19 protein-coding genes are annotated in these 22,722 nt (G+C 69.1%); 9 read left to right on the top strand and 10 right to left on the bottom strand.

Annotated features, from left to right (window positions below):
* Positions 1 to 3 precede the first annotated feature (3 nt).
* The 4 genes from cydD to hisC all read right to left on the bottom strand — a co-directional run bounded on the left by cydD (position 4) and on the right by hisC (position 7,512).
* Positions 4 to 3,564, bottom strand: a complete 3,561-nt coding sequence (cydD, locus tag ACHFIV_RS32100; RefSeq protein WP_398976248.1) for a thiol reductant ABC exporter subunit CydD — start codon at positions 3,562 to 3,564, stop codon at positions 4 to 6.
* Between the two features lie 62 nt (positions 3,565 to 3,626).
* The gene (cydB, locus tag ACHFIV_RS32095) at positions 3,627 to 4,628 is read right to left on the bottom strand and encodes a cytochrome d ubiquinol oxidase subunit II (protein WP_398976246.1); all 1,002 of its coding nucleotides are present in this window, start codon (positions 4,626 to 4,628) and stop codon (positions 3,627 to 3,629) included.
* A gap of 19 nt (positions 4,629 to 4,647) precedes the next feature.
* On the bottom strand, positions 4,648 to 6,156 hold the full coding sequence (locus ACHFIV_RS32090) for a cytochrome ubiquinol oxidase subunit I (protein ID WP_398976244.1): 1,509 nt from the start codon (positions 6,154 to 6,156) through the stop codon (positions 4,648 to 4,650).
* A 276-nt stretch (positions 6,157 to 6,432) separates the two neighbouring features.
* Positions 6,433 to 7,512 carry a histidinol-phosphate transaminase gene (gene hisC, locus ACHFIV_RS32085; RefSeq protein WP_398976242.1) on the bottom strand — a complete coding sequence of 360 codons (1,080 nt, stop codon included), beginning with the start codon at positions 7,510 to 7,512 and terminating at the stop codon, positions 6,433 to 6,435.
* 402 nt (positions 7,513 to 7,914) lie between these two features.
* Between hisC and ACHFIV_RS32080 the strand changes: the two genes are divergently transcribed.
* From ACHFIV_RS32080 to ACHFIV_RS32070, 3 genes are all read left to right on the top strand, one after another.
* Positions 7,915 to 9,027 carry a LacI family DNA-binding transcriptional regulator gene (locus ACHFIV_RS32080; RefSeq protein WP_398976240.1) on the top strand — a complete coding sequence of 371 codons (1,113 nt, stop codon included), beginning with the start codon at positions 7,915 to 7,917 and terminating at the stop codon, positions 9,025 to 9,027.
* A 174-nt stretch (positions 9,028 to 9,201) separates the two neighbouring features.
* Positions 9,202 to 10,260, top strand: coding sequence for a metallophosphoesterase (locus tag ACHFIV_RS32075; RefSeq protein ID WP_398976235.1), 1,059 nt, complete (start codon positions 9,202 to 9,204; stop codon positions 10,258 to 10,260).
* A 181-nt stretch (positions 10,261 to 10,441) separates the two neighbouring features.
* Complete coding sequence (locus tag ACHFIV_RS32070) at positions 10,442 to 11,266, top strand: hypothetical protein (RefSeq protein WP_398976233.1); 825 nt, start codon at positions 10,442 to 10,444, stop codon at positions 11,264 to 11,266.
* A gap of 291 nt (positions 11,267 to 11,557) precedes the next feature.
* Here ACHFIV_RS32070 and thiC read toward each other — a convergent pair whose 3' ends face one another.
* Positions 11,558 to 13,387, bottom strand: coding sequence for a phosphomethylpyrimidine synthase ThiC (gene thiC, locus ACHFIV_RS32065; protein WP_398976231.1), 1,830 nt, complete (start codon positions 13,385 to 13,387; stop codon positions 11,558 to 11,560).
* A 197-nt stretch (positions 13,388 to 13,584) separates the two neighbouring features.
* On the opposite strand from thiC, the gene ACHFIV_RS32060 reads away from it, so the two are divergent.
* On the top strand, positions 13,585 to 14,940 hold the full coding sequence (locus ACHFIV_RS32060) for a YibE/F family protein (protein ID WP_398976229.1): 1,356 nt from the start codon (positions 13,585 to 13,587) through the stop codon (positions 14,938 to 14,940).
* A gap of 63 nt (positions 14,941 to 15,003) precedes the next feature.
* On the opposite strand, the gene ACHFIV_RS32055 is transcribed toward ACHFIV_RS32060, so the two are convergent.
* The 4 genes from ACHFIV_RS32055 to ACHFIV_RS32040 form a co-directional block, all read right to left on the bottom strand.
* Positions 15,004 to 15,441, bottom strand: coding sequence for an SsgA family sporulation/cell division regulator (locus ACHFIV_RS32055; protein ID WP_033296801.1), 438 nt, complete (start codon positions 15,439 to 15,441; stop codon positions 15,004 to 15,006).
* Between the two features lie 101 nt (positions 15,442 to 15,542).
* Positions 15,543 to 16,310 carry an IclR family transcriptional regulator gene (locus ACHFIV_RS32050; RefSeq protein WP_398976227.1) on the bottom strand — a complete coding sequence of 256 codons (768 nt, stop codon included), beginning with the start codon at positions 16,308 to 16,310 and terminating at the stop codon, positions 15,543 to 15,545.
* 287 nt (positions 16,311 to 16,597) lie between these two features.
* Positions 16,598 to 16,807, bottom strand: coding sequence for a DUF5326 family protein (locus ACHFIV_RS32045; RefSeq protein WP_398976610.1), 210 nt, complete (start codon positions 16,805 to 16,807; stop codon positions 16,598 to 16,600).
* 250 nt (positions 16,808 to 17,057) lie between these two features.
* Positions 17,058 to 17,375, bottom strand: coding sequence for a cupin domain-containing protein (locus ACHFIV_RS32040; RefSeq protein ID WP_203181450.1), 318 nt, complete (start codon positions 17,373 to 17,375; stop codon positions 17,058 to 17,060).
* A gap of 77 nt (positions 17,376 to 17,452) precedes the next feature.
* On the opposite strand from ACHFIV_RS32040, the gene ACHFIV_RS32035 reads away from it, so the two are divergent.
* From ACHFIV_RS32035 to ACHFIV_RS32025, 3 genes are all read left to right on the top strand, one after another.
* Positions 17,453 to 17,830 (top strand): phage holin family protein, encoded by a 378-nt coding sequence (locus tag ACHFIV_RS32035; protein ID WP_398976224.1) that lies wholly within the window; start codon positions 17,453 to 17,455, stop codon positions 17,828 to 17,830.
* Positions 17,831 to 17,894: 64 nt separating this feature from the next.
* Positions 17,895 to 19,019: a cystathionine gamma-lyase gene (locus ACHFIV_RS32030; RefSeq protein WP_398976222.1), complete on the top strand. Its 1,125-nt coding sequence runs from the start codon at positions 17,895 to 17,897 to the stop codon at positions 19,017 to 19,019.
* Positions 19,020 to 19,382: 363 nt separating this feature from the next.
* A complete protein-coding gene (locus ACHFIV_RS32025) occupies positions 19,383 to 19,862 on the top strand; it encodes an NUDIX domain-containing protein (RefSeq protein WP_398976221.1) in 480 nt (159 codons plus the stop codon).
* Positions 19,863 to 20,390: 528 nt separating this feature from the next.
* On the opposite strand, the gene ACHFIV_RS32020 is transcribed toward ACHFIV_RS32025, so the two are convergent.
* Positions 20,391 to 21,635: an MFS transporter gene (locus ACHFIV_RS32020; protein WP_398976219.1), complete on the bottom strand. Its 1,245-nt coding sequence runs from the start codon at positions 21,633 to 21,635 to the stop codon at positions 20,391 to 20,393.
* Positions 21,636 to 21,775: 140 nt separating this feature from the next.
* On the opposite strand from ACHFIV_RS32020, the gene ACHFIV_RS32015 reads away from it, so the two are divergent.
* Together ACHFIV_RS32015 and ACHFIV_RS32010 are read left to right on the top strand one after the other, a co-directional pair.
* Positions 21,776 to 22,234 carry a MarR family winged helix-turn-helix transcriptional regulator gene (locus tag ACHFIV_RS32015; RefSeq protein ID WP_398976217.1) on the top strand — a complete coding sequence of 153 codons (459 nt, stop codon included), beginning with the start codon at positions 21,776 to 21,778 and terminating at the stop codon, positions 22,232 to 22,234.
* 28 nt (positions 22,235 to 22,262) lie between these two features.
* Positions 22,263 to 22,715, top strand: coding sequence for a GNAT family N-acetyltransferase (locus ACHFIV_RS32010; protein WP_398976215.1), 453 nt, complete (start codon positions 22,263 to 22,265; stop codon positions 22,713 to 22,715).
* Positions 22,716 to 22,722: the final 7 nt, after the last annotated feature.

Raw genomic sequence — 22,722 nt, 5'->3', positions numbered from 1 at the left:
CCCTCAGGCCCGTACGGGTACCGCCCTCACCGACGGCGTCCGCTCCGGTTCGGTACGCGCCGGCTCCTGCTCGCGTTCGAGCATGCGCCGCAGGGGCCCCTCCTGCGCGGCCAGAGCCGCGTACGGCCCCTGTTGCACCACCCTGCCCCCGTCCAGTACCAGGACCTCGTCCACCGCGTCGAGCCCGGCCAGCCGGTGCGTGATGAGCACGGTCGTACGCCCCTGCGTGGCGGCCAGCAGATCCACGGTCAGTGCGTCCGCCGTGGCCAGGTCGAGGTGTTCCGCGGGCTCGTCGAGCACGAGTACGGGGAAGTCGGCGAGGACCGCACGGGCCAGCGCCAGCCGCTGCCGCTGACCGCCGGACAGCCGCGCCCCGTGTTCACCCACCAGTGTGTCGAGGCCCTCGGGGAGCGACTGGACCCAGTCCAGCAGCCGGGCGGCGGAGAGTGCGTCCCGCAGCTGCCCGTCCGAGGCATTGGTGCGGGCGAGCCGCAGGTTCTCGCGGATGGAGCTGTCGAAGACGTGAGCGTCCTGGGCACACAGCCCGACGAACTCCCGGACCGTGTCCCCGTCCAGCGCGGAGGCCTCGACACCCCCGAGCCGGTACATCCCCTCCCGGGCGTCCAGGAAGCGGAGCAGGACGTGCGCGAGCGTGGTCTTCCCCGAACCGGACGGACCCACGACAGCGACCCGCTTGCCGGGACGCAGCGTCAGATCGACGGAGTGCAGCGCATCGCGCTCACTTCCCTCGTACCGGGCCGACAGCCCGCGTACCTCGAGGGGGAAGGGAGAGGCGGGCGCCTCGGCCGGCCCAGCGGGCTCAGCGACCGGCACGGGCTCGTCCAGCACCTCGAAGACCCGCTCCGCGCTGCGCCCGACCCGCTCGCGGTACTGCACCGCGAGCGGCAGCCCTGTCACGGCCTCGAACGCCGCCAGAGGCGTGAGGACGACCACAGCGAGTTCCACGCCTTCCAGCCGTCCGGCCGCCACCGCGGGCAGCGCGACGATCGCCGCGGCCACGACGGTCAGCCCGCAGACCAGGGCGGTCAGCCCTCCCCCCAGCGCGGTCGCGGCCGCAGCGCGCGACGCGATCCGGGTGAGGACGCCGTCCGCCGTGCGCGCCTGCTCCTTCCGGCCCGGCAGCGCACCCGCGACGGTCAGCTCGGCCGTCCCTCCGAGAAGGTCGGCCACCCGTACGGCCAGCGCGGCCCGGGCGGGCGCCAGCCGGCGCTCCGCACGCCGGGCACAGGCACCGCTCAGCACGGGCACGCCGACGCCCGCGAGGAGCAGCCCGGCGGCCAGGACCGCGCCCGCCTCCGGCAGCATCCAGCAGGTGAAGGCGACAGATCCCGCCCCGACCGTGAGCGCGGTCCCCGCGGGCAGCAGCCAGCGCAGCCAGTAGTCCTGCAACGCGTCCACGTCGGAGACCAGCCGGGAGAGCAGATCGCCCCGGCGCGTGTCCCGGAGACCGGCGGGCGCGATGCGCTCCAGCCCGCGGTACACCGCCACCCTGAGCTCGGCGAGCATCCTCAGCACGGCGTCGTGGGACACCAGCCGCTCCGCGTAGCGGAAGACCGCCCGGCCGATGCCGAAGGCCCTGGTCGCGGTGACCGCGACCATCAGGTACATGACCGGGGGTTGCTCGGAGGCGCGTGAGATCAGCCATCCCGAAACGGCCATGAGACCGACGGACGACCCCACGGCGAGGCTTCCCAGCAGCAGGGCCAGACCAAGTTTCCCGCGCTGGGAGCCGGCAGCCTCCCGGACCCGCGCCAGCACGCGGCCGCCGGCCCTGGGAGCGGTATCTTTGAGGAGCGCGGGCTCTCCCGCGCCCAGGGGTTCGGCATCGCCCTGCGCACCCACAGTCGCGGGAGCAGCGGAAGCCGTCCCGCCGTCCGGCACCCTCTGCCCCGGCACCGCGCCGCCGCACGGCCCCGGTTCCAGCGCCACCACCCGGTCCGCGACCGGGAGAAGCGCGGGCCGGTGCACGACGAGCAGCACGGTACGTCCCGCGGCCAGCCGCTGTACCGCTTCGACGATGCCCGCCTCCGTCTCGCCGTCCAGACTCGCCGTCGGCTCGTCGAGCAGCAGCAGTGGCCGGTCGGCGAGGAAAGCCCGCGCCAGCGCGATCCGCTGACGCTGCCCCGCTGAGAGCCCCGCGCCGTCCTCGCCCAGCACGGTCTCGGCACCGCCCGGCAGCGCGTCGACGAAGTCGTCCGCCCCCGCCTCCCGCAGCGCGTCCATGACCGCCAGGTCGTCCGCGTCCGGACGGGCCAGCCGTACGTTCTCCGCGATCGTCCCGGCGAAGAGATGAGGGCGCTGGGGCACCCAGGCGATCTGCTCACGCCACCCTTCGGGCGAGAGAGCGGACAGGTCGGTCCCGCCCACCCGTACGTGGCCCTCGTCGGGCACCGTGAATCCCAGCACCACATTGAGGAGCGTGGACTTCCCGGCCCCGCTGGGGCCGATCAGCGCGACGGTCTCCCCCGGCTCGACCACGAGGGAGGTGGCGTGCAGGGAGGGTTCGGTCCGGCCCTGGTGCCGGACCGTCACACCCTCCAGTTCCAGCCGCAGGAAGCCGGGCACCTCCTGGGAGCCACCGGCCACCGGTTCGGTCTCCAGCACCGCGAAGATCTCGTCCGCGGCCGAGAGGCCTTCCGCAGCCGCGTGGTACTGCGCACCGACCTGGCGGATGGGCAGGTAGGCCTCCGGCGCGAGGATGAGGACCACCAGCCCCGTGTAGAGATCGAGTTCTCCGTGCACGAGCCGCATCCCGATCGTCACCGCCACCAGCGCCACGGAAAGGGTCGCCAGCAGTTCCAGGGCGAAGGACGAGAGGAAGGCGATCCGGAGCGTCCTCAGCGTGGCCTGGCGGTATTGCGAGGTGATGGCCCGGATCGATTCGGCCTGCGCTTTCGCCCGCCCGAAGACCTTCAGCGTCGGGAGCCCCGCGACCACGTCGAGGAAGTGCCCGGAGAGCCGTGACAGCAGCTTCCACTGGCGGTCCATCCGGGACTGGGTGGCCCAGCCGATCAGGATCATGAAGAGCGGTATCAGCGGCAGTGTCACCACGATGATCGCCGCCGAGACCCAGTCCTCGGTGACGATCCGGGCCAGCACCGCCACGGGCACGACGACCGCGAGACCGAGCTGCGGAAGGTAGCGCGAGAAGTAGTCGTCGAGGGCGTCGACGCCCCGGGTGGCCAGAGCGATCAGCGAACCGGTGCGCTGCCCGCTCAGCCAGTCCGGTCCCAGGCCGGAGGCCCGCTCCAGGAGCCGGCCGCGCAGTTCCGACTTGACCGCGGAACTCGCCCGGTGAGCGGCGAGTTCGGTGAGCCAGGCCACCAGGGCCCGTCCAAGGGCGACAGCGGCCAGCATAAGCAGCGGAGTGCGGAGCCCGGCGACGGTCAGCCCGTCCTCGAATCCGCCCACCACCACTTCGGCCACGAGCATGGCCTGGGCGACGACCAGAGCGGCTCCGGCCAGGCCCAGCGCCACAACGGCTGCCAGGAAGGACCGGGTGGCTCGGGCGTACCGGAGCAGACGCGGGTCGATCGGTTTCACGTGAAACAGCTCCCCAGTGAGCTCATGTCGTTCGCATCAACGGGTTCGGTGCGCGGGCGGGATCAGTGCGCGTCGGCGATGTGGTGCGTACCGATGCGCTTGCGGAACACCCAGTACGTCCAGCCCTGGTAGAGCAGTACGACGGGAGTCGCGATGCCGGCGCACCAGGTCATGATCTTGAGGGTGTACGGACTGGACGAGGCGTTGGTGACCGTCAGGTTCCAGGCGTCGTTCAGCGACGACGGCATGACGTTCGGGAAGAGCGTCAGGAAGAGCATCGCGACCGTCGCCGCGATGGTCACCCCGGAGAACGCGAAGGACCAGCCCTCTCGCCCCGCCGCGATGGCAGCGATGGCCGCGGCCAGCGACGCCACGGCGATGATCATTGCCGTCAGGCTCCAGCCGTTGCCGTTGGCCGCCTGTGTCCGTACGAGGAAGCCGAGGGCGAGCACCGCGGTGGCCAGGCCCAGCTTGAGTGCCAGCCCTCGCGCTCGCGCCCGTATGTCCCCGACGGTCTTGAGCGCCGCGAACACCGACCCGTGGAAGGTGAAGAGGAACAGCGTGACCAGCCCGCCCAGGATGGCGTACGGGCTCAGCAGGTCCCAGAGATTGCCTACGTACTCCATGTCGGCGTCGATCTTCACGCCCCGGACGATGTTCCCGAAGGCCACGCCCCAGAGGACAGCAGGGATCAGCGAGGTCCAGAAGATCGCGTGCTCCCAGTTGGTCTGCCAGCGCTCCTCAGGCCGCTTCGCGCGGTACTCGAACGCCACTCCCCGGACGATCAGGCAGAGCAGGATGACCAGCAGAGGCAGGTAGAAGCCGGAGAACAGGGTGGCGTACCACTCGGGGAAGGCCGCGAAGGTCGCGCCGCCCGCGCTGAGCAACCACACCTCGTTCCCGTCCCAGACCGGCCCGATCGTGTTGATCAGGACCCGGCGCTCCTTGCGGTCACGGGCGAGCAGCTTGGTCAGGACCCCGATACCGAAGTCGAATCCCTCCAGGAAGAAGTAGCCGGTCCACAGGACGGCGATGAGCACGAACCAGACGTCGTGGAGTTCCATCTCTCAGCTCCGCTTGCACTCAGTAGGAGAAGGCCATCGGCCGGTCGGCGTCCTGGTCGTGGCCGCCGATCCGGGTGGGCGGGTTGAGGTCGGCCTCGGTGAGCTCGGGCGGTCCGGCCTTGACGTACTTCAGGAGGAGCTTGACCTCGATGACGGCGAGGACCGCGTAGAGCGCGGTGAAGCCGATCATGGAGGTGAGGATCTCCCCCTGCGACACCCCTGGTGAGACCGCGTCGCGGGTCTGGAACACCCCGTACACCACCCAGGGCTGGCGGCCCATCTCGGTGAAGATCCATCCCCAGGAATTGGCGATCAGAGGGAAGAGCATGGTCCAGAGGGCGGTGAGCCAGTAGAGCTTGGCGAGCTTCGGGCTCAGCGCCTTGTTCCTGAACAGCACCAGGTGGGGCACCTCGTCCTCACCCGTGCGCAGCGCCTGTGGAAGCAGGAACTTCCGCCGCGTCAGCCACAGCCCCAGCAGGCCGAGCCCGAAGGACGCCATGCCGAAGCCGATCATCCAGCGGAAACTCCAGAAGGCGACCGGGATGTTGGGCCGGTAGTCACCGGGACCGTAGGTCTCCTGCAGTTCCTCGTTGATGTCGTTGATACCCGGGACGTAGGAGGTGAAGGTGTTGTCCGCGAGGAAGGAGAGCACGCCCGGTATGGAGACCTCCACGTCGTTGTGCCCCTCGGCGACATCGCCGACCGCGAAGAGCGAGAACGGGGCACCTTCCTCGCCTTCCCACAGGGCCTCCGCCGCGGCCATCTTCATCGGCTGCTGCTTGAACATCACCTTGCCGAGCGTGTCTCCGCTGACCGCGGTGAGCATGCCTGCGGCCACCACCGTGACCAGCCCCACCCGCAGCGAGGTGCGCATCACCCGGATGTGCTTCCTGCGGGCCAGGTGGAAGGCGGATATGCCGACCATGAAGGCGCCTCCGACGAGGAACGCCGCCGTGATGGTGTGGAAGAACTGGGTGAGCGCGGTGTCCTGGGTCAGCACCTTCCAGAAGTCGGTGAGCTCGGCACGGCCGCGTTCCTCGTTGATGCGGTAGCCGACCGGGTGCTGCATCCAGGAATTGGCCGCCAGGATGAAGAAGGTCGAGAGGATGGTGCCTATGGACACCATCCATATGCAGGCGAGGTGGATCTTCTTCGGCAGCTTGTCCCACCCGAAGATCCAGAGGCCGATGAAGGTGGACTCGAAGAAGAACGCGATCAGCGCCTCGAAGGCGAGCGGGGCACCGAAGACGTCGCCGACGAACCGCGAGTAGTCGGACCAGTTCATGCCGAACTGGAACTCCTGGACGATCCCGGTGACCACACCCATGGCGATGTTGATCAGGAACAGCTTGCCCCAGAACTTGGTCGCCCTGAGGTACTTCTCGTTGTCCGTGCGCACCCAGGCGGTCTGCAGGCCGGCGGTGAGCGCGGCGAGGGAGATCGTCAGGGGGACGAACAGGAAGTGGTAGACGGTGGTGATGCCGAACTGCCATCGCGCCAGGGTCTCTGGTGCCAGAGCCAGCTCCACGACTCTTCTCCTTACGTCGCCGTGATCACAGCCGCGGATCGCCCGGTCAATCCACCCGATCACGGGAGGAAACGGTGCCGCTTGTGAACGCGTTCACATTCACAAGCATTATGGCGCACATGTCTTCGAAGACGTCGAGTGGGGGGTGCTTTCCGGCCGCCCCGGCCCGAGCCCACCGAAACCGGACAGGCTTCCGGGCGTCCCGGGGCCGGACATACCGGTGGCCCCGGATCTCGGCGACCGAGGTCCGGGGCCACGGAAGCGACCGGGCTGTGGCTACCGCTCCTGGCGGAAGGACTCGGCCACCTTGAGAAACACGTCGTTGGCCTCGGCCTCCCCGATCGTGACCCTCACGCCCTCGCCGGCGAAGGGCCGCACGACCACACCGGCCCGCTCACAGGCCCCGGCGAAGTCGAGGGTGCGGTCCCCCAGCCGCAGCCAGACGAAGTTCGCCTGGGACTCCGGCACGGTCCAGCCCTGCCCCACGAGCCCTTCGTGCACCCGGATCCGCTCGCACACCAGGGACCCGACCCGCCCCAGCAGCTCGTCCTCGGCCCGCAGTGAGGCGACGGCGGCGTCCTGGGCGACCTGGCTGACACCGAAAGGCACCGCCGTCTTGCGCAGCGCCGCCGCCACGGGTTCGTGCGCCACGGCGAAGCCGACCCGCAGACCGGCGAGGCCGTACGCCTTGGAGAAGGTCCGGAGCACCGCGACGTTGGGCCGGTCACGGTAGATCTCGATGCCGTCCGGTACATCGGCGTCCCGGATGAACTCCCTGTACGCCTCGTCGAGCACCACCAGCACGTCGGCCGGGACGCGGTCCAGGAAACGCTCCAGCTCACCACGGCGGACCACCGTGCCGGTCGGGTTGTTCGGGTTGCAGACGAAGATCATGCGCGTCCGGTCGGTGACCGCTTCCGCCATGGCGTCGAGGTCGTGCACCTCACCGGCGGTCAGCGGCACCTTGACCGACGTCGCTCCGCTGATCTGCGTGATGATCGGGTAGGCCTCGAACGAACGCCAGGCGTAGATGACCTCGTCGCCGGGGCCCGAGGTGGCCTGGAGCAGCTGCTGGGCGACGCCGACCGAGCCGGTGCCGGTGGCCAGGTGCGAGACCGGCACACCGAACCGGTCGGCCAGCTCGCTCATCAGGCCGGTGCACGCCATGTCCGGGTACCGGTTGAAGGTGCTCGCCGCGGCGAGTACCGACTCCATGACCCCGGGCAACGGCGGATACGGGTTCTCGTTGGAGGACAGCTTGAAGGCAACCGGTCCCTCCGCGGAAGCCGGCTTGCCCGGCACGTACGCAGGGACGCCGTCCAGCTCGGCGCGCAGTTTGGGGCTCGTCTCGCTCACCGCAGGTCCTCCTCGACCATCCGTACACATCAATACTGCTCACCCTATGAGGATTGGGCACCCGTGCGAATGGCCAGGAACCGAAAACGGCTCCGCGCGACGGCCGGGAACCCCCATGCCGATTCCGCGCCGCCTCGGAGAGGGGGAGCGTCGCGTCTGCGTCGCGCGCCGGTCGCTCACTCCGTGGCGCGCATCCCTCGAACAGGTGAGTTGAGACCTCTTCGATACATGGGGCATTCAGCAGGTCCATGCGCGTCGATGCGTGACACAATGACCCCGACGCCCCCAACCTCCTTGTTTTGCAAGGCATTTAACCTCTCCTGACCATGCAGAAACGTGCCTGTCAACGTGCGCATATGCGACCGGCCCGACCCGGCGTCGGAGCCCTACTATCGGCTCGCCATGACAGCAGCAGGGAAGCACCAGGTGAGCCGGACAGATACGCCCCGGCGCAGCGGCCGGCAGGCCCGGGCGGGGATCCGGGATGTAGCCGCAGCGGCCGGGGTCTCCATCACGACCGTGTCCGACGCCCTCAACGGCAAGGGCAGGCTCCCGGACGCCACCCGTCGCCATGTCCGCGAGGTCGCCGAACGGCTGGGCTACCGCCCCTCCGCGGCGGCCCGAACCCTCCGTACCGGCAAGTCGGGGCTCATCGGCCTGACCGTGACCACCTACGGGGATGAACCTTTCACCTTCACCGAGTTCGCGTACTTCGCGGAGATGGCGAGAGCCGCCACCTCCGCAGCCCTCGCCCGTGGCTACGCCCTCGTGATCCTGCCCGCCACCTCACGCCACGACGTCTGGTCGAACGTCGCACTCGACGGAACGGTCGTCATCGACCCCTCCGACCAGGACCCGGTGGTCACCGAACTGGTACGCCAGGGCCTCCCCGTCGTCTCCGACGGCCGGCCGGCCGGCACCCTTCCGGTCACCGCCTGGGTCGACAACGATCACCGGGCGGCCGTCCTGGACCTGCTGGACCACCTCGCGGCGGCGGGAGCCCGCCGCATCGGGCTGCTGACGGGCACCACCACCGACACGTACACCCGCCTGTCCACCACCGCCTACCTCCACTGGTGCGAGCGCGTCGGCCAGGACCCGGTCTACGAGTCCTATCCGGCCCACGATCCCCGTGCGGGCGCGGTCGCAGCGGACCGCCTGCTCGCCCGCCCCGACCGCCCTGACGCCGTCTACGGGCTCTTCGACCCCAACGGGACCGATCTGCTCGCCGCCGCCCGCCGCTACGGCCTGCGGGTGCCCGAGGACCTCCTGCTGGTCTGCTGCAGCGAATCCACGGTGTACGCGTCGACGGAACCCCCCATCACCACACTGTCGCTGAAGCCTCGCAGGATCGGCACGGCGGTCGTCCAGCTCCTCATCGACGCCATCGAAGGGGTGGAACACGACGGCCCGGTGGAGCAGGTGATACCGACGGAGCTCATCGTCCGGACGTCCTCGCAACGGCGTCCGCCGCGCACCACTGTCAGCCCTCCGCGGTCACCTGCAGGGGACTGATCGGATTAATCCGGACCAAACGGCCGATGAACCAGGTGTGCGCACGGATTCACCACCCCTGGTGCGTCACACAGGACGATCCGCATTCCTATGATGGGCGCACGACACCGCGGACCACCTCTACCAGGCAGGGCCCGTCAGGTGTACGGCGGCGCGACGGTGGTGGAGGGGTCGATGACTCAGGGGGCCGGTCAGGAACCCGTAGTGCGGACTGCGACGTTGCGTGACTTCCGCGTACCGCCGTATGCGCAGGTACCGATGCCCCCGCCCTTGCCGCACCCCGGCAACGCCGCGGTGGGCGACGAGCCGCCGGAGGGGTACACACCCACCGAACGCGATCTGCCCGTGATCAACCGCGGCGACACCGTCCAGGTGCAGGCCGTTCCGGAGGCCCGGTCCACCGACGGGACCGGCCGTGGCCCGCTGTACGTCGTCGGTGACGTGCACGGTTACCTGGACGAGCTCCTGGCCGCCCTGCACGAACAGGGCCTCGTCGACGCCGACGGCGGGTGGGCGGCCGGCAACGCCAGACTCTGGTTCCTCGGCGACTTCACCGACCGCGGTCCGGACGGCATCGGCGTCATCGATCTCGTCATGCGCCTCTCCGCGGAGGCCGCGGCGGCCGGCGGGTACTGCAAAGCCCTCATGGGCAACCACGAGCTGCTGCTCCTCGGCGCGAAGAGGTTCGGCGACACCCCGGTGAACTCCGGTGCCGGAACCGCGACCTTCCAGGCCGCCTGGCTGCTCAACGGCGGCCAGAAGACGGACATGGAACGGCTCCAGGAGGTCCACCTCCAGTGGATGGCCCGGCTCGACGCGGTCGTCGAGGAGGACGGTCACCTGCTGATGCACTCCGACACGACGGCCTACCTCGACTACGGATCCACCATCGAGGACGTCAACGACACGGTGCACGCCATCCTGACGCGCAATGACGCCGACGAGTGCTGGGACCTCTTCCGCAAACTCACCAAGCGGTTCGCCTTCCGCGACGAGGGCGGCGCACAGGCCGTCCGCGATCTGATGTCGACGTACGGCGGGCAGCGCGTCGTCCACGGCCACAGCCCCATTCCCTATCTGCTGGGCGAAGCCGGCCCCGAGGAGGGCGAGGACGTGGCGCGGCCCGTCGTGGACGGTCCCCACGTCTACGCGGAAGGGCTCGCGATCGCCATGGACGGCGGTGTGACGATGGCCGGAAAGCTGCTGGTCGTCCAACTTCCCCTGCGTGACTGACGGTCGCCGGGGACGACGCACCACCACCCGACGGCGTCGACGGCTGGGCCTATTTCCGGAAACACCCTGTCACCTCGTGCCGTAGGCGCTCTACCATCGGCGTATCAGTAGCAGGCTCTCCTCCGTTTCCGCCCGATCGTCCGGCACGCACGGACGGCCAGGCCCTACGGAGCATCGGGGGATGCACATGAAAAGCGCTCCGCACCTGCTGGCCGAGGACCGACCCGAATACGAGCGGATCCTTGCCGACGCACTGCGTCATGCTCACGAACGACCGGATCTGGACGGAATCGGCGACCGCCTCAACACGGAACAGCTGCGGACGATGGCGCTGAACGCCACGCCGCTGATAACCGCCGCGGCCGCCACGGAGTACGACCACTACGTGAAGGTCCGCGGCGAGCTCCGCGGCCCTGACGTCCCGGAGGCCCACGCGTCCGTCCTCGGGCCCGTCGCCGACGAGGCCGGCACCACGGGCGCCGGCACCCTCGCGATGATCGCCGTGCTGGCGCCGGTCCTGGCGGGTACCGCCGCCGGGATATTCCTGCTCGTCGGCTACCCCCTCAAGGCGCTCGATCCCGCCCCGGCCTTCGCCGGGACCATGGTCGCCGCGGGGTGGTTCTTCGCCGCGGTCGCCGCCGCGGCCATCCTCGTCGCCGCCGTGGGGCTCCTCGTCACCGCCCTGCGCAACGGCGCCACCGCTCTGCCCGCCGTGGACGAGGAGGAGGAACTGCCCGAGGACGTGGCCCGCGCCCGGGAGGCCTGGCGCCACGCCCTGCTGGAGCGTGGCATCCTCCCCTTCCTCCGGGACGCGCTGGCCGACCCGACGGCGGGGCCCGCCTCGCGGACGCCGCACCGTTCGGCCAATCGGATCCCGAAGATCGGCTACAGCAGACCGGACTTCTCCGGGCCGGAGAACGGCCCCTCGGCCGGACCGCGCCCGACCTTCACCAGTCCCGACTTCACCAGCCCGGACTTCGGCGGCCCCGAGCACCAGCCGGACTGAGCCCGCCGGGCACGACGCGACCTCCGCCGGGGCGGGCCGCCTCCGCCGGCCCTCGGAGCGGGGCCACGGACGCGGGACGGCCGTCGAAGGCGGGCCGGCCCGGTCCCGGCCCGTCGCGGACACCGTCCACGCGCGCCGTTCAGGTCCTCAGCCGTGCCGCTTCCGCGGTCCGGGCCGGCGCGCGGACCAGGCGCCGCGTGGTTCCGCCCTGTGCCGTCCGGAGGCGGTACAGGGCGGTCGCGCGGCACGCGTGACGGAGACTCCCCCCGGAGCCCCGGCCGCAGGCGCCCGTCAGTCCGCGATCGGCAGATAGACCCTGTTCCCCGCCGCGGCGAACTCCTTGGACTTCTCGGCCATCCCCGCCTCGATCTCGGCCTGTTCGTCCCCGTGCTCCCGACGGATGTCGTGGGAGATCTTCATGGAACAGAACTTGGGGCCGCACATCGAGCAGAAGTGTGCCGTCTTCGCCGGCTCGGCCGGCAGTGTCTCGTCGTGGAACTCCCGTGCGGTGTCCGGGTCCAGGGCCAGGTTGAACTGGTCCTCCCAGCGGAATTCGAACCGGGCGTCCGACAGGGCGTCGTCCCACTCCTGCGCCCCGGGGTGCCCCTTCGCGAGGTCCGCGGCATGAGCGGCGATCTTGTACGTGATGACGCCGGTCTTCACGTCGTCGCGGTTCGGCAGCCCCAGGTGCTCCTTGGGCGTGACGTAGCAGAGCATCGCCGTCCCCCACCAGGCGATCATCGCCGCACCGATGCCCGAGGTGATGTGGTCGTACGCGGGCGCGACGTCGGTGGTGAGGGGGCCCAGCGTGTAGAACGGCGCCTCCTCGCAGATCTCCTGCTGGAGGTCGATGTTCTCCTTGATCTTGTGCATCGGGACATGCCCCGGACCTTCGATCATGGTCTGCACGCCGAACCGCTTGGCCACGGTGTTGAGCTCGCCGAGCGTGCGGAGTTCGGCGAACTGCGCCTCGTCGTTGGCGTCGGCGATGGACCCGGGACGCAGCCCGTCCCCGAGCGAGTACGTCACGTCGTAGGCCGCGAGGATCTCGCAGAGGTCCTCGAAGTGCTCGTACAGGAACGACTCCTTGTGATGTGCCAGGCACCAGGCCGCCATGATGGAGCCACCGCGCGAGACGATGCCCGTCTTCCGACGCGCCGTCATCGGGACGTAGGGGAGCCGGACACCGGCGTGCACCGTCATGTAGTCGACGCCCTGCTCCGCCTGCTCGATGACGGTGTCCTTGTAGATCTCCCAGGTCAGCTCCTCGGCCCGGCCGTCGACCTTCTCGAGTGCCTGATAGAGGGGGACGGTGCCGATCGGTACGGGGGAGTTGCGGAGGACCCACTCGCGGGTGGTGTGGATGTTGCGGCCGGTGGAGAGGTCCATGACCGTGTCGGCGCCCCACTTGGTGGCCCAGGTCATCTTGTCCACCTCCTCCTCGATGGAGGAGGTCACGGCCGAGTTGCCGATGTTGGCGTTCACCTTCACCAGGAAGCGCTTGCCGATGATCATCGGCTCGATCTCCGGGTGGTTGACGTTGGCCGGCAGGACCGCCCGGCCGGCCGCGATCTCCTCGCGCACGACCTCGGGCGCGACGTTCTCCCGGATCGCGACGTACTCCATCTCCGGGGTGATCTCTCCCCGGCGGGCGTATGCGAGCTGGGTGACGGGGCTGCCGTCGCGGCTGCGGCGAGGCAGCCGCGGGCGGCCCGGGAACACGGCGTCGAGATTGCGCAGACCTCCGCGCGGCGACGTGTGCTTGAGTCCGTCGTCCTCGGGGCGCCCGGGGCGCCCGGCGTACTCCTCGGTGTCGCCGCGGGCGGTGATCCAGTTCTCCCGGAGCGGGGCGAGTCCCCGGCGTACGTCGGTGTCGGTGGTGGGATCGGTGTACGGCCCTGACGTGTCGTACAGCGTCACGTCCTTGCCGTTGGTGAGGTGCACCTGACGGACCGGCACCCGGAGGTCCGGGCGTGAGCCCTGGACGTACCCCTTGTGCCAGCCGATGGACTTCCCGGCCCCGGCGTTCCCCGCGCCGTCGGTGTCCCCCGCGACTGCCGGGGGCTGAGCGTCCTGCGCGTTCCGCATCGAGGCAGGCGTGCGTGCGTCCGCTGTGGTCATGAGACCTACTCCCTACGCCGGCATTACCCGGTAACAGGTTCGGCGGTCGGCGCAGCGTGTCCCGTATCGGTGTACGGAGGTCAGCGCCCTCTCAGCCCGGTGCTCCGAGCTCCCGCGTGTACAGATGTGCCCCCACGCTAGCCTCCCTTCTGGCGTGCTGGCCAGAGGGCCTCCCCACTTCTTGGGATGATCGCCTGGTGACGTCCTCCGGAAGCGCCCCCGAACCCCACGGCCCCGCATCAGGCAGCACGCAGAGTCATGCGCACGGCCACTCCCACAGCCACGGCCCCGCCGCGCCCGTGTCCAAACATCTGCGCAAGGTCATCGCGGCCGTGGTGATCCCCTTCGCGGCCGCGGTCCTGGTGGGCCTCGTGGCGCTCTGGCCCGGCGGCGCCCCCGCCCACGAGCGGACGGGTGTCGGCTTCGACCGGCAGACCCAGGACGGGCGGGTGACGAAGGTCCTGCCGGTCGACTGCGCGGACGTCAACGCCTCACAGGTGCCGCCGACGGGGGACACCTCCACGCCGTCGGGCCGGGAGGCCGTGAATCAGCAGTCGGGGCAGTGCAAGAAGGCCACGGTCGAGGTGACCACCGGTAAGGACAAGGGCCGGACCTTCGTCGAGGTCGTCCAGCCCGACGCCCCCCGGCAACTGCGCGAGGGCCAGGGGGTGGTCGTGGCGTACGCGCCCGACGCCCCCCGGGACCTTCAGTACTCGGTGACCGACGTGGACCGCTCGCTGCCCATGGCACTGCTCGCCGGCGTCTTCGCCCTGGCGGTGATCGTCGTGGGCAGGCTGCGCGGGCTGATGGCGCTGGTCGCTCTCGTCATCTCCTTCGCCGTGCTGACCGTGTTCATCCTGCCGGCGATCCTGCAGGGTTCGAATCCGCTCGTCGTCGCGGTGATCGGGGCCAGCGCCATCATGCTGATCGCCCTGTACACCTGCCACGGGCTGACGGCCCGCACCTCAGTGGCCGTCATCGGCACGCTCATCTCGCTGCTGCTCATCGGGCTGCTCGGTTCGCTCTTCATCGGCTGGGCCGGTCTGTCGGGCAACACGGATGACAACACCGGCCTCATCCACGGGCTGTACCCGGAGATCGACATGAGCGGCCTGCTGCTGGCCGGTGTGATCATCGGATCGCTCGGCGTGCTCGACGACGTCACCGTCACCCAGACGTCGGCGGTCTGGGAACTGCACCAGGCAGACCCCACCATGGGCGTACGACGGCTCTACCGTGCGGGCATCCGGATCGGGCGCGACCACATCGCCTCGGTGGTCAACACCCTCGTGCTCGCGTACGCGGGCGCGGCGCTGCCCCTGCTGCTGCTCTTCTCGATCGCGCAGAGCAGCGTCGGCACGGTGGCCAACAGCGAACTGGTCGCGGAGGAGATCGTCCGCACCCTGGTCGGGTCGATCGGGCTGGTCGCCTCGGTGCCGGTGACGACGGTGCTCGCGGCCCTGGTGGTCTCCGCGGACCGCACGGGGCTCGGCGCGGAAGCCGGAGCTCCAGCACCCGCACGGACCGGGAGGGGCCGACGCCGCAAGGCGTGAGCCAGGGCACCGGGCGCACGGACGTGGACCGCCGGTGTTCGTCGTTCAGCCGGATCCCTCTGCTCAGCCGGCGTTCTGCTCCTTGGCGAGGATGCGGCCCAGTGCCTCTTCCAAACTGCCGTCGAAGTCACCCAGCGTGTGCTCCTGCCCCAACGGCACCAACTTGTCCGTGCGGTCGAGGAAGGCCACAAGAGGCGCCGTGCCGGCCCTGAACAACGCACGGTCCGCGCCGACCTGCAGGCGGATGTGCACGTCCGACAGCCCTTCCGGCTCGGTCGGGCCGATGTGGACATCGCCGTCACCACTGGGGCTGTTGAGGCCGTCGAGCAGCAGCTCACGGCCGAATGCCCAGGTGACGGGGGCGTCACCCGGCAGGTGGAAGGTCATCCGAATCGCATACGGATCGCTGACCTCGTACCGGAGCTCCACCGGAATACGGAAGGAAAGCTCCTCGGATACGAGGAAGCTCATCATGACCTCTGCTTGAACCGACTCGCGCATCGTTCAACCCCGCAGTAGATGAATCTGGCCAGGAATGATCCCCCGTGGCCCTATTGACGCCATCGTGGTGCACGCGATAGCAGATCACAAGGAGTGATTTTTCAGATACTGATAGAGAACACGAACGAGCGCAAGAGAGTGGTCACTTCGCAGCGTAGTTGTTCGACTGCGGGGAGCAACCGTTCTTCTTGGTGCAGAGGGAGCGAAACGGCCATGGCCGCCACGGCCGAACCGACGGTGATCGGAATGGCCGCACAGACCGTTCCGATGACGTACTCCTGCCGTTCGATGACAGGTTCCGTACGTTTCATCGATCTCAGCCGGTGCAGGAACGCCTGACGGTCCCTTACGGAGTAGCGCGTCAGCGGCCGGACGGGATGCCGGTCCAGATGATCCTCACGCGCCCGCTCGTCCAGCTGCCCGAGAAGGCACTGCCCGAGGGCATGGGCATGGCCCGTCTCACGGAACGACGCCCACTCCCGCACCGCGGGAGCGGCGGGAGTCTCGGCCACGGCGACCATCTCGATCTCGCCATCCTTGTACAGGGCGCAGTACACAGGGGCGCCGATGGCGTCCGCCCAGTGAGCGAGGGAGTCGACGATGACGCCGGGCCGCGGAGTCGCGGGACCTCCGCCCAGCCGCTCAGCCGCGGCCCCGAACAGGAAGACGCCGTTCTCCCTGCGGAGATACCCCTCATGGGTCAGAGTGCGCAGCAGGTGATAGGCCGTGGGGAGGGGAAGCCCTGCCTCCCGGGCGAGCTGCTTCGCGGGCGCCCCGTCCCGATGGGTGCCCACAGCCTCCATAAGTCTCAACGCCCGCTGAACCGAGCCGATCAACGTCGGGGCAGTGGTACTCGATGCCGTGGTCACAGGTCACCCCCAGGCATGGTGACGGGCTCTCAGCCCTCCCGAGGGGGCCGCCCCCACGGGCCCGCCGCGAGCCTGGGGTCCGGAGACCGGACGGTCGCACGAACCACTGGGCAGGATGGTGACGGCCCGTCGTTTCCCAGCTGGCGGCAGCGGTACGCAACTGTATCGGCACGTTACGTCACGAGTGAGTTTTCGCCGGGGACTTAGCTCAGCTGGGCTAATCCCCGGAGCCTCTGCCCGCCGCGCGGGCCCCCGTCCCCGCGCCCACGGACGCCCGGCCCGCTGTCCTACCAGTCGCTGCGCTCGGAGGAGGACATGAACTTCCGTACGAGGAAGATCAGGCCACCCACGAGGACGACGAACACAAGCACCTTGAACAACAGTCCGATGACGAACCCGACCACGCTGGCGATCAGGCCACCGAACACGACGATCGCGATGAGGGGCACCGCGATCCACTTCACCCACCAGGGCATCCCCGCGAGAATCTGCCGCACCGCCATCGCTGTTACCTCGTCTCTGTGAGTTCCTGCTCCGATGCTAGAGGCGCGGAGGTGGCGAGCGGGCGCCCGGGAGCCCTTGAAGTCCCCTGAGCGGTCCCCTAGGGAACATCGGGACCGGGTGCGGCCCTCACCGGTGACGCGAGGGCCGCACCCGGGCAGCGGGCGCGACTCCAGGAGTGCGTCCTGGAAAGCCGTGACGTCCTGGCCCCGCGTCGCGGAAGGCTTTGGGCACCCCGGGGCCGGTTCAGCCCTCCGGCGGGGAGAAGACCACCATCACCCGGAGGTCCTCGGTGATGTGGTGGAACTTGTGGGCGGTCCCCGCCGGCACGTACACGACACTTCCTCGCCCCACCTGCGTGGTCTCCATACCGACCGTGATCGATGCGCGGCCGCTGACGACGAGGTACACCTCGTCCTGCTTGTGCGGCTGCTGGGGGTCGAGTGCCCCGGCGTCAAGGGCGTACAGGCCGACCGACATGTTGCGTTCCCGGATGAACTGCAGATAGGCGCCGTCGTTGGCAGCGCGTTCCGCCTCCAGCTCGTCCAGTCTGAATGCCTTCATCGTCCGTCCGCCCCTCGCACCGTGCTGGTCTGTCCCGGCGGTCTCCGCCACCGATCGTGTCTGCCACGATCAGACACATGAAGAATTTCGTAGTCAAGACGATCGCCAACGCGGGTGCGCTGGCCGTCGCCATCTGGTTGCTCCAGGACATCACGCTGACCGGCGACAACACCGGGCGCAAGGTCCTGACGCTGATCGTGGTGGCCCTGCTGTTCGGCGTGGTGAACGTCGTCGTCAAGCCGGTGGTGAAGCTCCTCACTCTGCCCCTGTTCATCCTGACACTCGGGCTGATCACGCTGGTGGTCAACGCCCTGATGCTGATGCTGACCTCGTGGCTGGCCGGCCTCGTCGACCTGAACTTCCACGTCGACGGTTTCTGGACCGCGGTCCTGGGCGGGCTGATCGTCTCGGTCGTTTCCTGGGCACTCAACGTGGTGCTCCCCGACGAAGACTGATCAATCCACTGATGACACAGTGCACAGCGGCCGGTGAACACCGGGGAGAGATGAGGAAACGAGCATGAGCACCACGGGCGACGGAACAAGGGCCGTACGGGCAGGGCTGCCGGAACCGGAGCAGTACGAGCCCACACTCCCCGGTCCGGTCTTCGCCGCGCACTTCCATCTGTCCGGCGAGCCCGTCGGTCCCTATACCTACGGCCGTGAGACGAATCCGACCTGGACCCATCTGGAGCGAGCCATCGGCGAGCTCGAAGCCCCGGGCCAGCAGGTCGAGACCACGGTCTTCGCTTCCGGGATGGCCGCCATCTCAGCGGTGCTGCTCTCCCAGACACGCACGGGCGACGTCGTGGTCCTGCCCGACGACGGCTACCAGGCGCTCCCCCTCGTCCGGGAGCAGCTCGAGGCGTACGGGGTCGAGGTGAGGACCGCGCCGACCGGCGGCGATGCCCAGCTGGAGCTCCTCGACGGGGCGAGGCTGCTGTGGATCGAGACGCCCTCCAACCCCGGGCTCGACGTCTGTGACGTCCGCCGGCTCGTCGAGGCCGCGCACGCCGCGGGAGTCCTGGTCGCGGTCGACAACACTCTCGCCACCCCTCTGGGCCAGCGCCCCCTGGAGCTGGGGGCCGACTTCTCGGTGGCCAGCGACACCAAGGGCATGACCGGGCACGGAGACATCCTGCTCGGTCATGTGAGCACGTCGGACCCGCTTCTCTCGGCCGGGGTGCGGCGCTGGCGCAAGGTCGTCGGCGCCATTCCGGGCCCCATGGAGGCCTGGCTCGCGCATCGCTCGCTCGCCACGCTGCAACTGCGGATCGATCGCCAGTGCACGACCGCGCTGGCACTCGCCGAGGCCCTGGCCGAGCGCCCGGATGTGACAGGGCTCCGGTACCCGGGCCTGCCCGGCGACCCCTCGTACCCGACCGCCGCCCGGCAGATGCGGCGCTTCGGTTCCGTGGTCTCGTTCGAGCTGGCTGACCAGGACACCGCGGAGCGCTTCCTGACCGGGCTGCGTCTGGTCGATGACGCGACGAGCTTCGGCGGCGTACGCTCCACCGCCGAGCGGCGGGCGCGCTGGGGTGGTGACGCGGTACCGGAGGGCTTCATCCGCTTCTCGGTCGGCGCCGAGGACCCGGAGGACCTGCTGGCGGACGTGGTACGGGCCCTGGACGAGTCGCAGCGCTGACCGTCTCTCCGGTCCCGGGCAGGACCGGCCCAGGACGGGCGTTCCCGCCCACTGGTCCGGTCCTGCGCGGGACGGACGGCCGGAGTCTGCCCCTCATGACTCGGGCCGTCCCGGCACTGCGCCGACAACCGCCCGCACAAGGCCAGTTGACGGGCGTCAGTGGCCCATCACGGTGGAGACAGCGACCTGTCGGCACGGCTGTCGTCGGGGCGGGCGCTGGAACGGTTCCTTATCGCGAGGACCAGCACTCTCGGACTCATGCACCTTGCGCGGGCGCACAAGTGGCTATGCATGGTGCCGTGGACTGGTGACCGGTCGGCCGATAGGAGTTTCAGATCGGGTTTCCTGGGCCACTCTCTTGCCATGACCGAACGCCCCGTGGTCAAGCGCACGGCACGTGCCGTCCTGCTCGACGGCGATGACCTCATCCTGATCAAGCGGACCAAGCCCGGAGTCGACCCGTACTGGGTCACCCCGGGTGGGGGCGTCGAGCCGGAGGACGCCACCGTCGTCGACGCACTGCACCGAGAAGTCGACGAAGAGCTCGGCGCCAAGGTCGTCGATGTGGTGCCCTGCTTCGTGGACACCGTCGAACACATCGTTGGCGGCGGCGTCAAAGGCGTGAAGGTGCAGCACTTCTTCGTCTGCCGTCTCGCTTCGATGGACCTGTCGCGCCGACACGGACCCGAGATCGACGAACCCTGCGGGGAGTACGAGGTCGTCCGTGTGCCCTTCAGCCGCGTCGGAATCGCGGCCGTACACCTGGTGCCCCTGTCACTTCGGCACTATCTGGACGCCAATATCGAAGGTGTGCGCGCGATGCACGCACCCGATCTGTCCTGATGCCCGGAGCCCTTGGTGAGGTGTACACCGTAGGCCGAGCACAGCGCGTACACCGCAGACAGTAGGCACGGATACTCCCACTGGCAGGTGACCGCGTGCTCCGCGGTGGGCACCGTGTTTCACGTGAAACTACTCAAGCGGCCTGTTCGCCGTAACATCCTCGTCGCCCACGTGGCAGTCTCCGTGAGCTGGCTGGATCTCCCCGTGGGACTGCTGTCCCTCGGCTTCACCGCGTTTCTCACCAGCGACGCAACGATGGCTCAGGCCGCCACCGCGCTTTGTGGCCCTTCGGCAAGGAATGGTCGTGCCGGTCGCTCTGCTCTCCGTGCTCAGCAGCCAGCTGCTAGCTCTCGGCACCCCTCTTGGGCCCGGCCGGAAGCGGCGGGTCTGGCCGAAGTTCCGACTGACCTTGATCGCGCCGGAGCTGCCGATCTCCTCGCTCCGCCCGGACATCAACGAGGCCGCGGCCAAGGCTGCGACTGAAATCTTGTCATGCCCCCTCGGTGGCCACGGCCCCGTTTCTCTTGGTCACCGCGATGCCGGTACTGAAGCCGTGGTGGCCGGCTCGTCGGGGCCGACGCCCGCAGCAGGTACGGCAGAGTGGCTGACAACCGGTCGGCCGCTGGTGACCGTTCGACGCTCGAGTGCCCCGGAGAGCACTGCGAGAAGCAACGCAGAGGCTGCGAGTACGGCACCGACCCAGTTCGGTGCGGTGTAACCCAACCCGGCCGCGATGACGATGCCGCCGAGCCATGCCGAGAGTGCGTTGCCGAGGTTGAAGGCTCCGATGTTGACAGCCGAGGCCAGCGTGGGAGCGCCGGCAGCCTGGTCGAGCACGCGCTTCTGAAGCGGCGGTACGGTCGCGAAACCAAGGGCTCCGATGAGCACGATGGTGGTCGCCGCGGCGACCTTGTTGTGCGCGGTGAGCGTGAACAGGGCGAGGACCACGGCGAGTGCGCCGAGGGACACATAGAGCATCGGCATCAGGTGTCGGTCGGCGAGCTTGCCGCCGAGCAGATTGCCGCCGACCATGCCGAGTCCGAAGAGGACCAGCAGCCAGGTGACCGATGACGCCGCGAAACCGGCCGTCTCCGTCATCATCGGCGTGATGTAGGTGATCGCCGCGAAGACGCCGCCGAAGCCCAGAACCGTCATCGCCATGGCGAGCAGCACCTGGACATTGCGGAACGCTGCCAGCTCGTGGCGTATCCGTATTCCTTGAGCCTTCGGCTGCTCGGGGACAAGCTTCGCCACGCCGAGAAGACCCAGGACACCGAGTCCCGCGACGACGAGGAACGTCACTCGCCAGCCGGAGTTCTGGCCGACGAACGTACCCAGCGGGACCCCGACGACGTTGGCGACGGTGAGTCCGGTGAACATCATGGCGATGGCTCCGGCCTTCTTCTCCGGGGCGACCAGATCTGCGGCCACAACCGATCCGATGCCGAAGAATGCCCCATGGGCGAGTGAGGCGATCACCCTGCCTGTGAGCATCACGCCGAACACGGGGGCGAGTGCGGACACCAGGTTCCCCACGACGAACAGCCCCATCAGGAGCATCAGCATCCGTTTCCTGGTCACGCGGGTGCCCAGGATGGTCATCAGCGGAGCACCGAGGACCACGCCCAGGGCGTACCCCGTGACCAGAAATCCTGCGGCCGGGATCGAGACCTGGAAGTCCGCCGCGACATCGGGAAGCAACCCCATGATCACGAACTCGGTGGTTCCGATACCGAATGCCCCGATGGCGAGAGCGAGGAGCGCGAGCGGCATGGGCGTCACCCTTTCACAACGATTGCGTCTGCGCCTTACAAGCGTCCACAATAATTGCATGCGCCGATTAATTGCAAGCGCGGGCTATTGCGTCCGTGCCCTATCCTGGAGGCAAGCAGCTCCCGCACGAAGGAAAGACCATGACAGCGACAGATCCCGCACTGACAGCGCTCGCACAGAGCTGGTGCGCCCTCTCCCTGCTCCACGGGAAGATCGAGGCCCGAATCGAACGGGCCCTGCAGTCCCGCCACAGCCTCAGCGCGCGTGAGTTCTCCCTGCTGGACGTCCTCAGCCGTCAGCACAGCGGCACAGGCGGGCATCTGCAGATGAAGCAGGTGGCGGATGCCGTGGTGCTCAGTCAGAGCGCCACCACCCGTCTGGTCACCCGCCTCGAGGACCGCGGGCTGCTCACCCGGTACCTGTGTGACACGGACCGGCGGGGCATCTACACGGACGTCACCGAGGCGGGTCTCACTCTGCTCAGCGAGGCCCGGCCGACCAACGACACCGCCCTCCGTGCCGCTCTCGACGAGGCGGCGGAGAACCCGGAGCTCGCTCCGCTGGTCCGGACGGTCGAGGCCCTGAAGGTCCCCGCCTGAGCCGGCGACCTTGCGTAGTGTGACGATCATGAGCGATCTCGACATACGTCCTGCGGCAGCTGCCGATCTCCCCGCAATCGTGGCCATGCTCGCCGACGACCCGCTGGGAGCCCAGCGTGAGTCCCCGGACGACCTCACCCCGTACGAGGCAGCGTTCCGGCGGCTTGCCGACGACCCGAATCAGCACGTGGTCGTAGCCGTGCACCAGGACCGCGTCGTGGGCACCCTCCAGCTCACGATCGTTCCGGGCCTGTCCCGTCGCGGTGCGACCCGCAGCGTGATCGAAGGGGTCCGCGTGCACGCGGACGCGCGCAGCAGCGGACTCGGCACCCAGCTGATCCAGTGGGCGGTCGACGAATCCAGGCGTCAGGGCTGCCAGCTGGTACAGCTGACGTCGGACGCCACCCGCACGGACGCGCACCGCTTCTACGAGCGGCTCGGCTTCACCGCAAGCCACGTGGGGTTCAAGCTCGCCCTGTGAACCGAAC

Source organism: Streptomyces sp. ALB3 (genome assembly GCF_044385685.1).
GTDB lineage: Bacteria > Actinomycetota > Actinomycetes > Streptomycetales > Streptomycetaceae > Streptomyces.
Note: the sequence above shows the minus strand (reverse complement) of the source record. Positions and strands in the feature narration are given on the sequence as shown.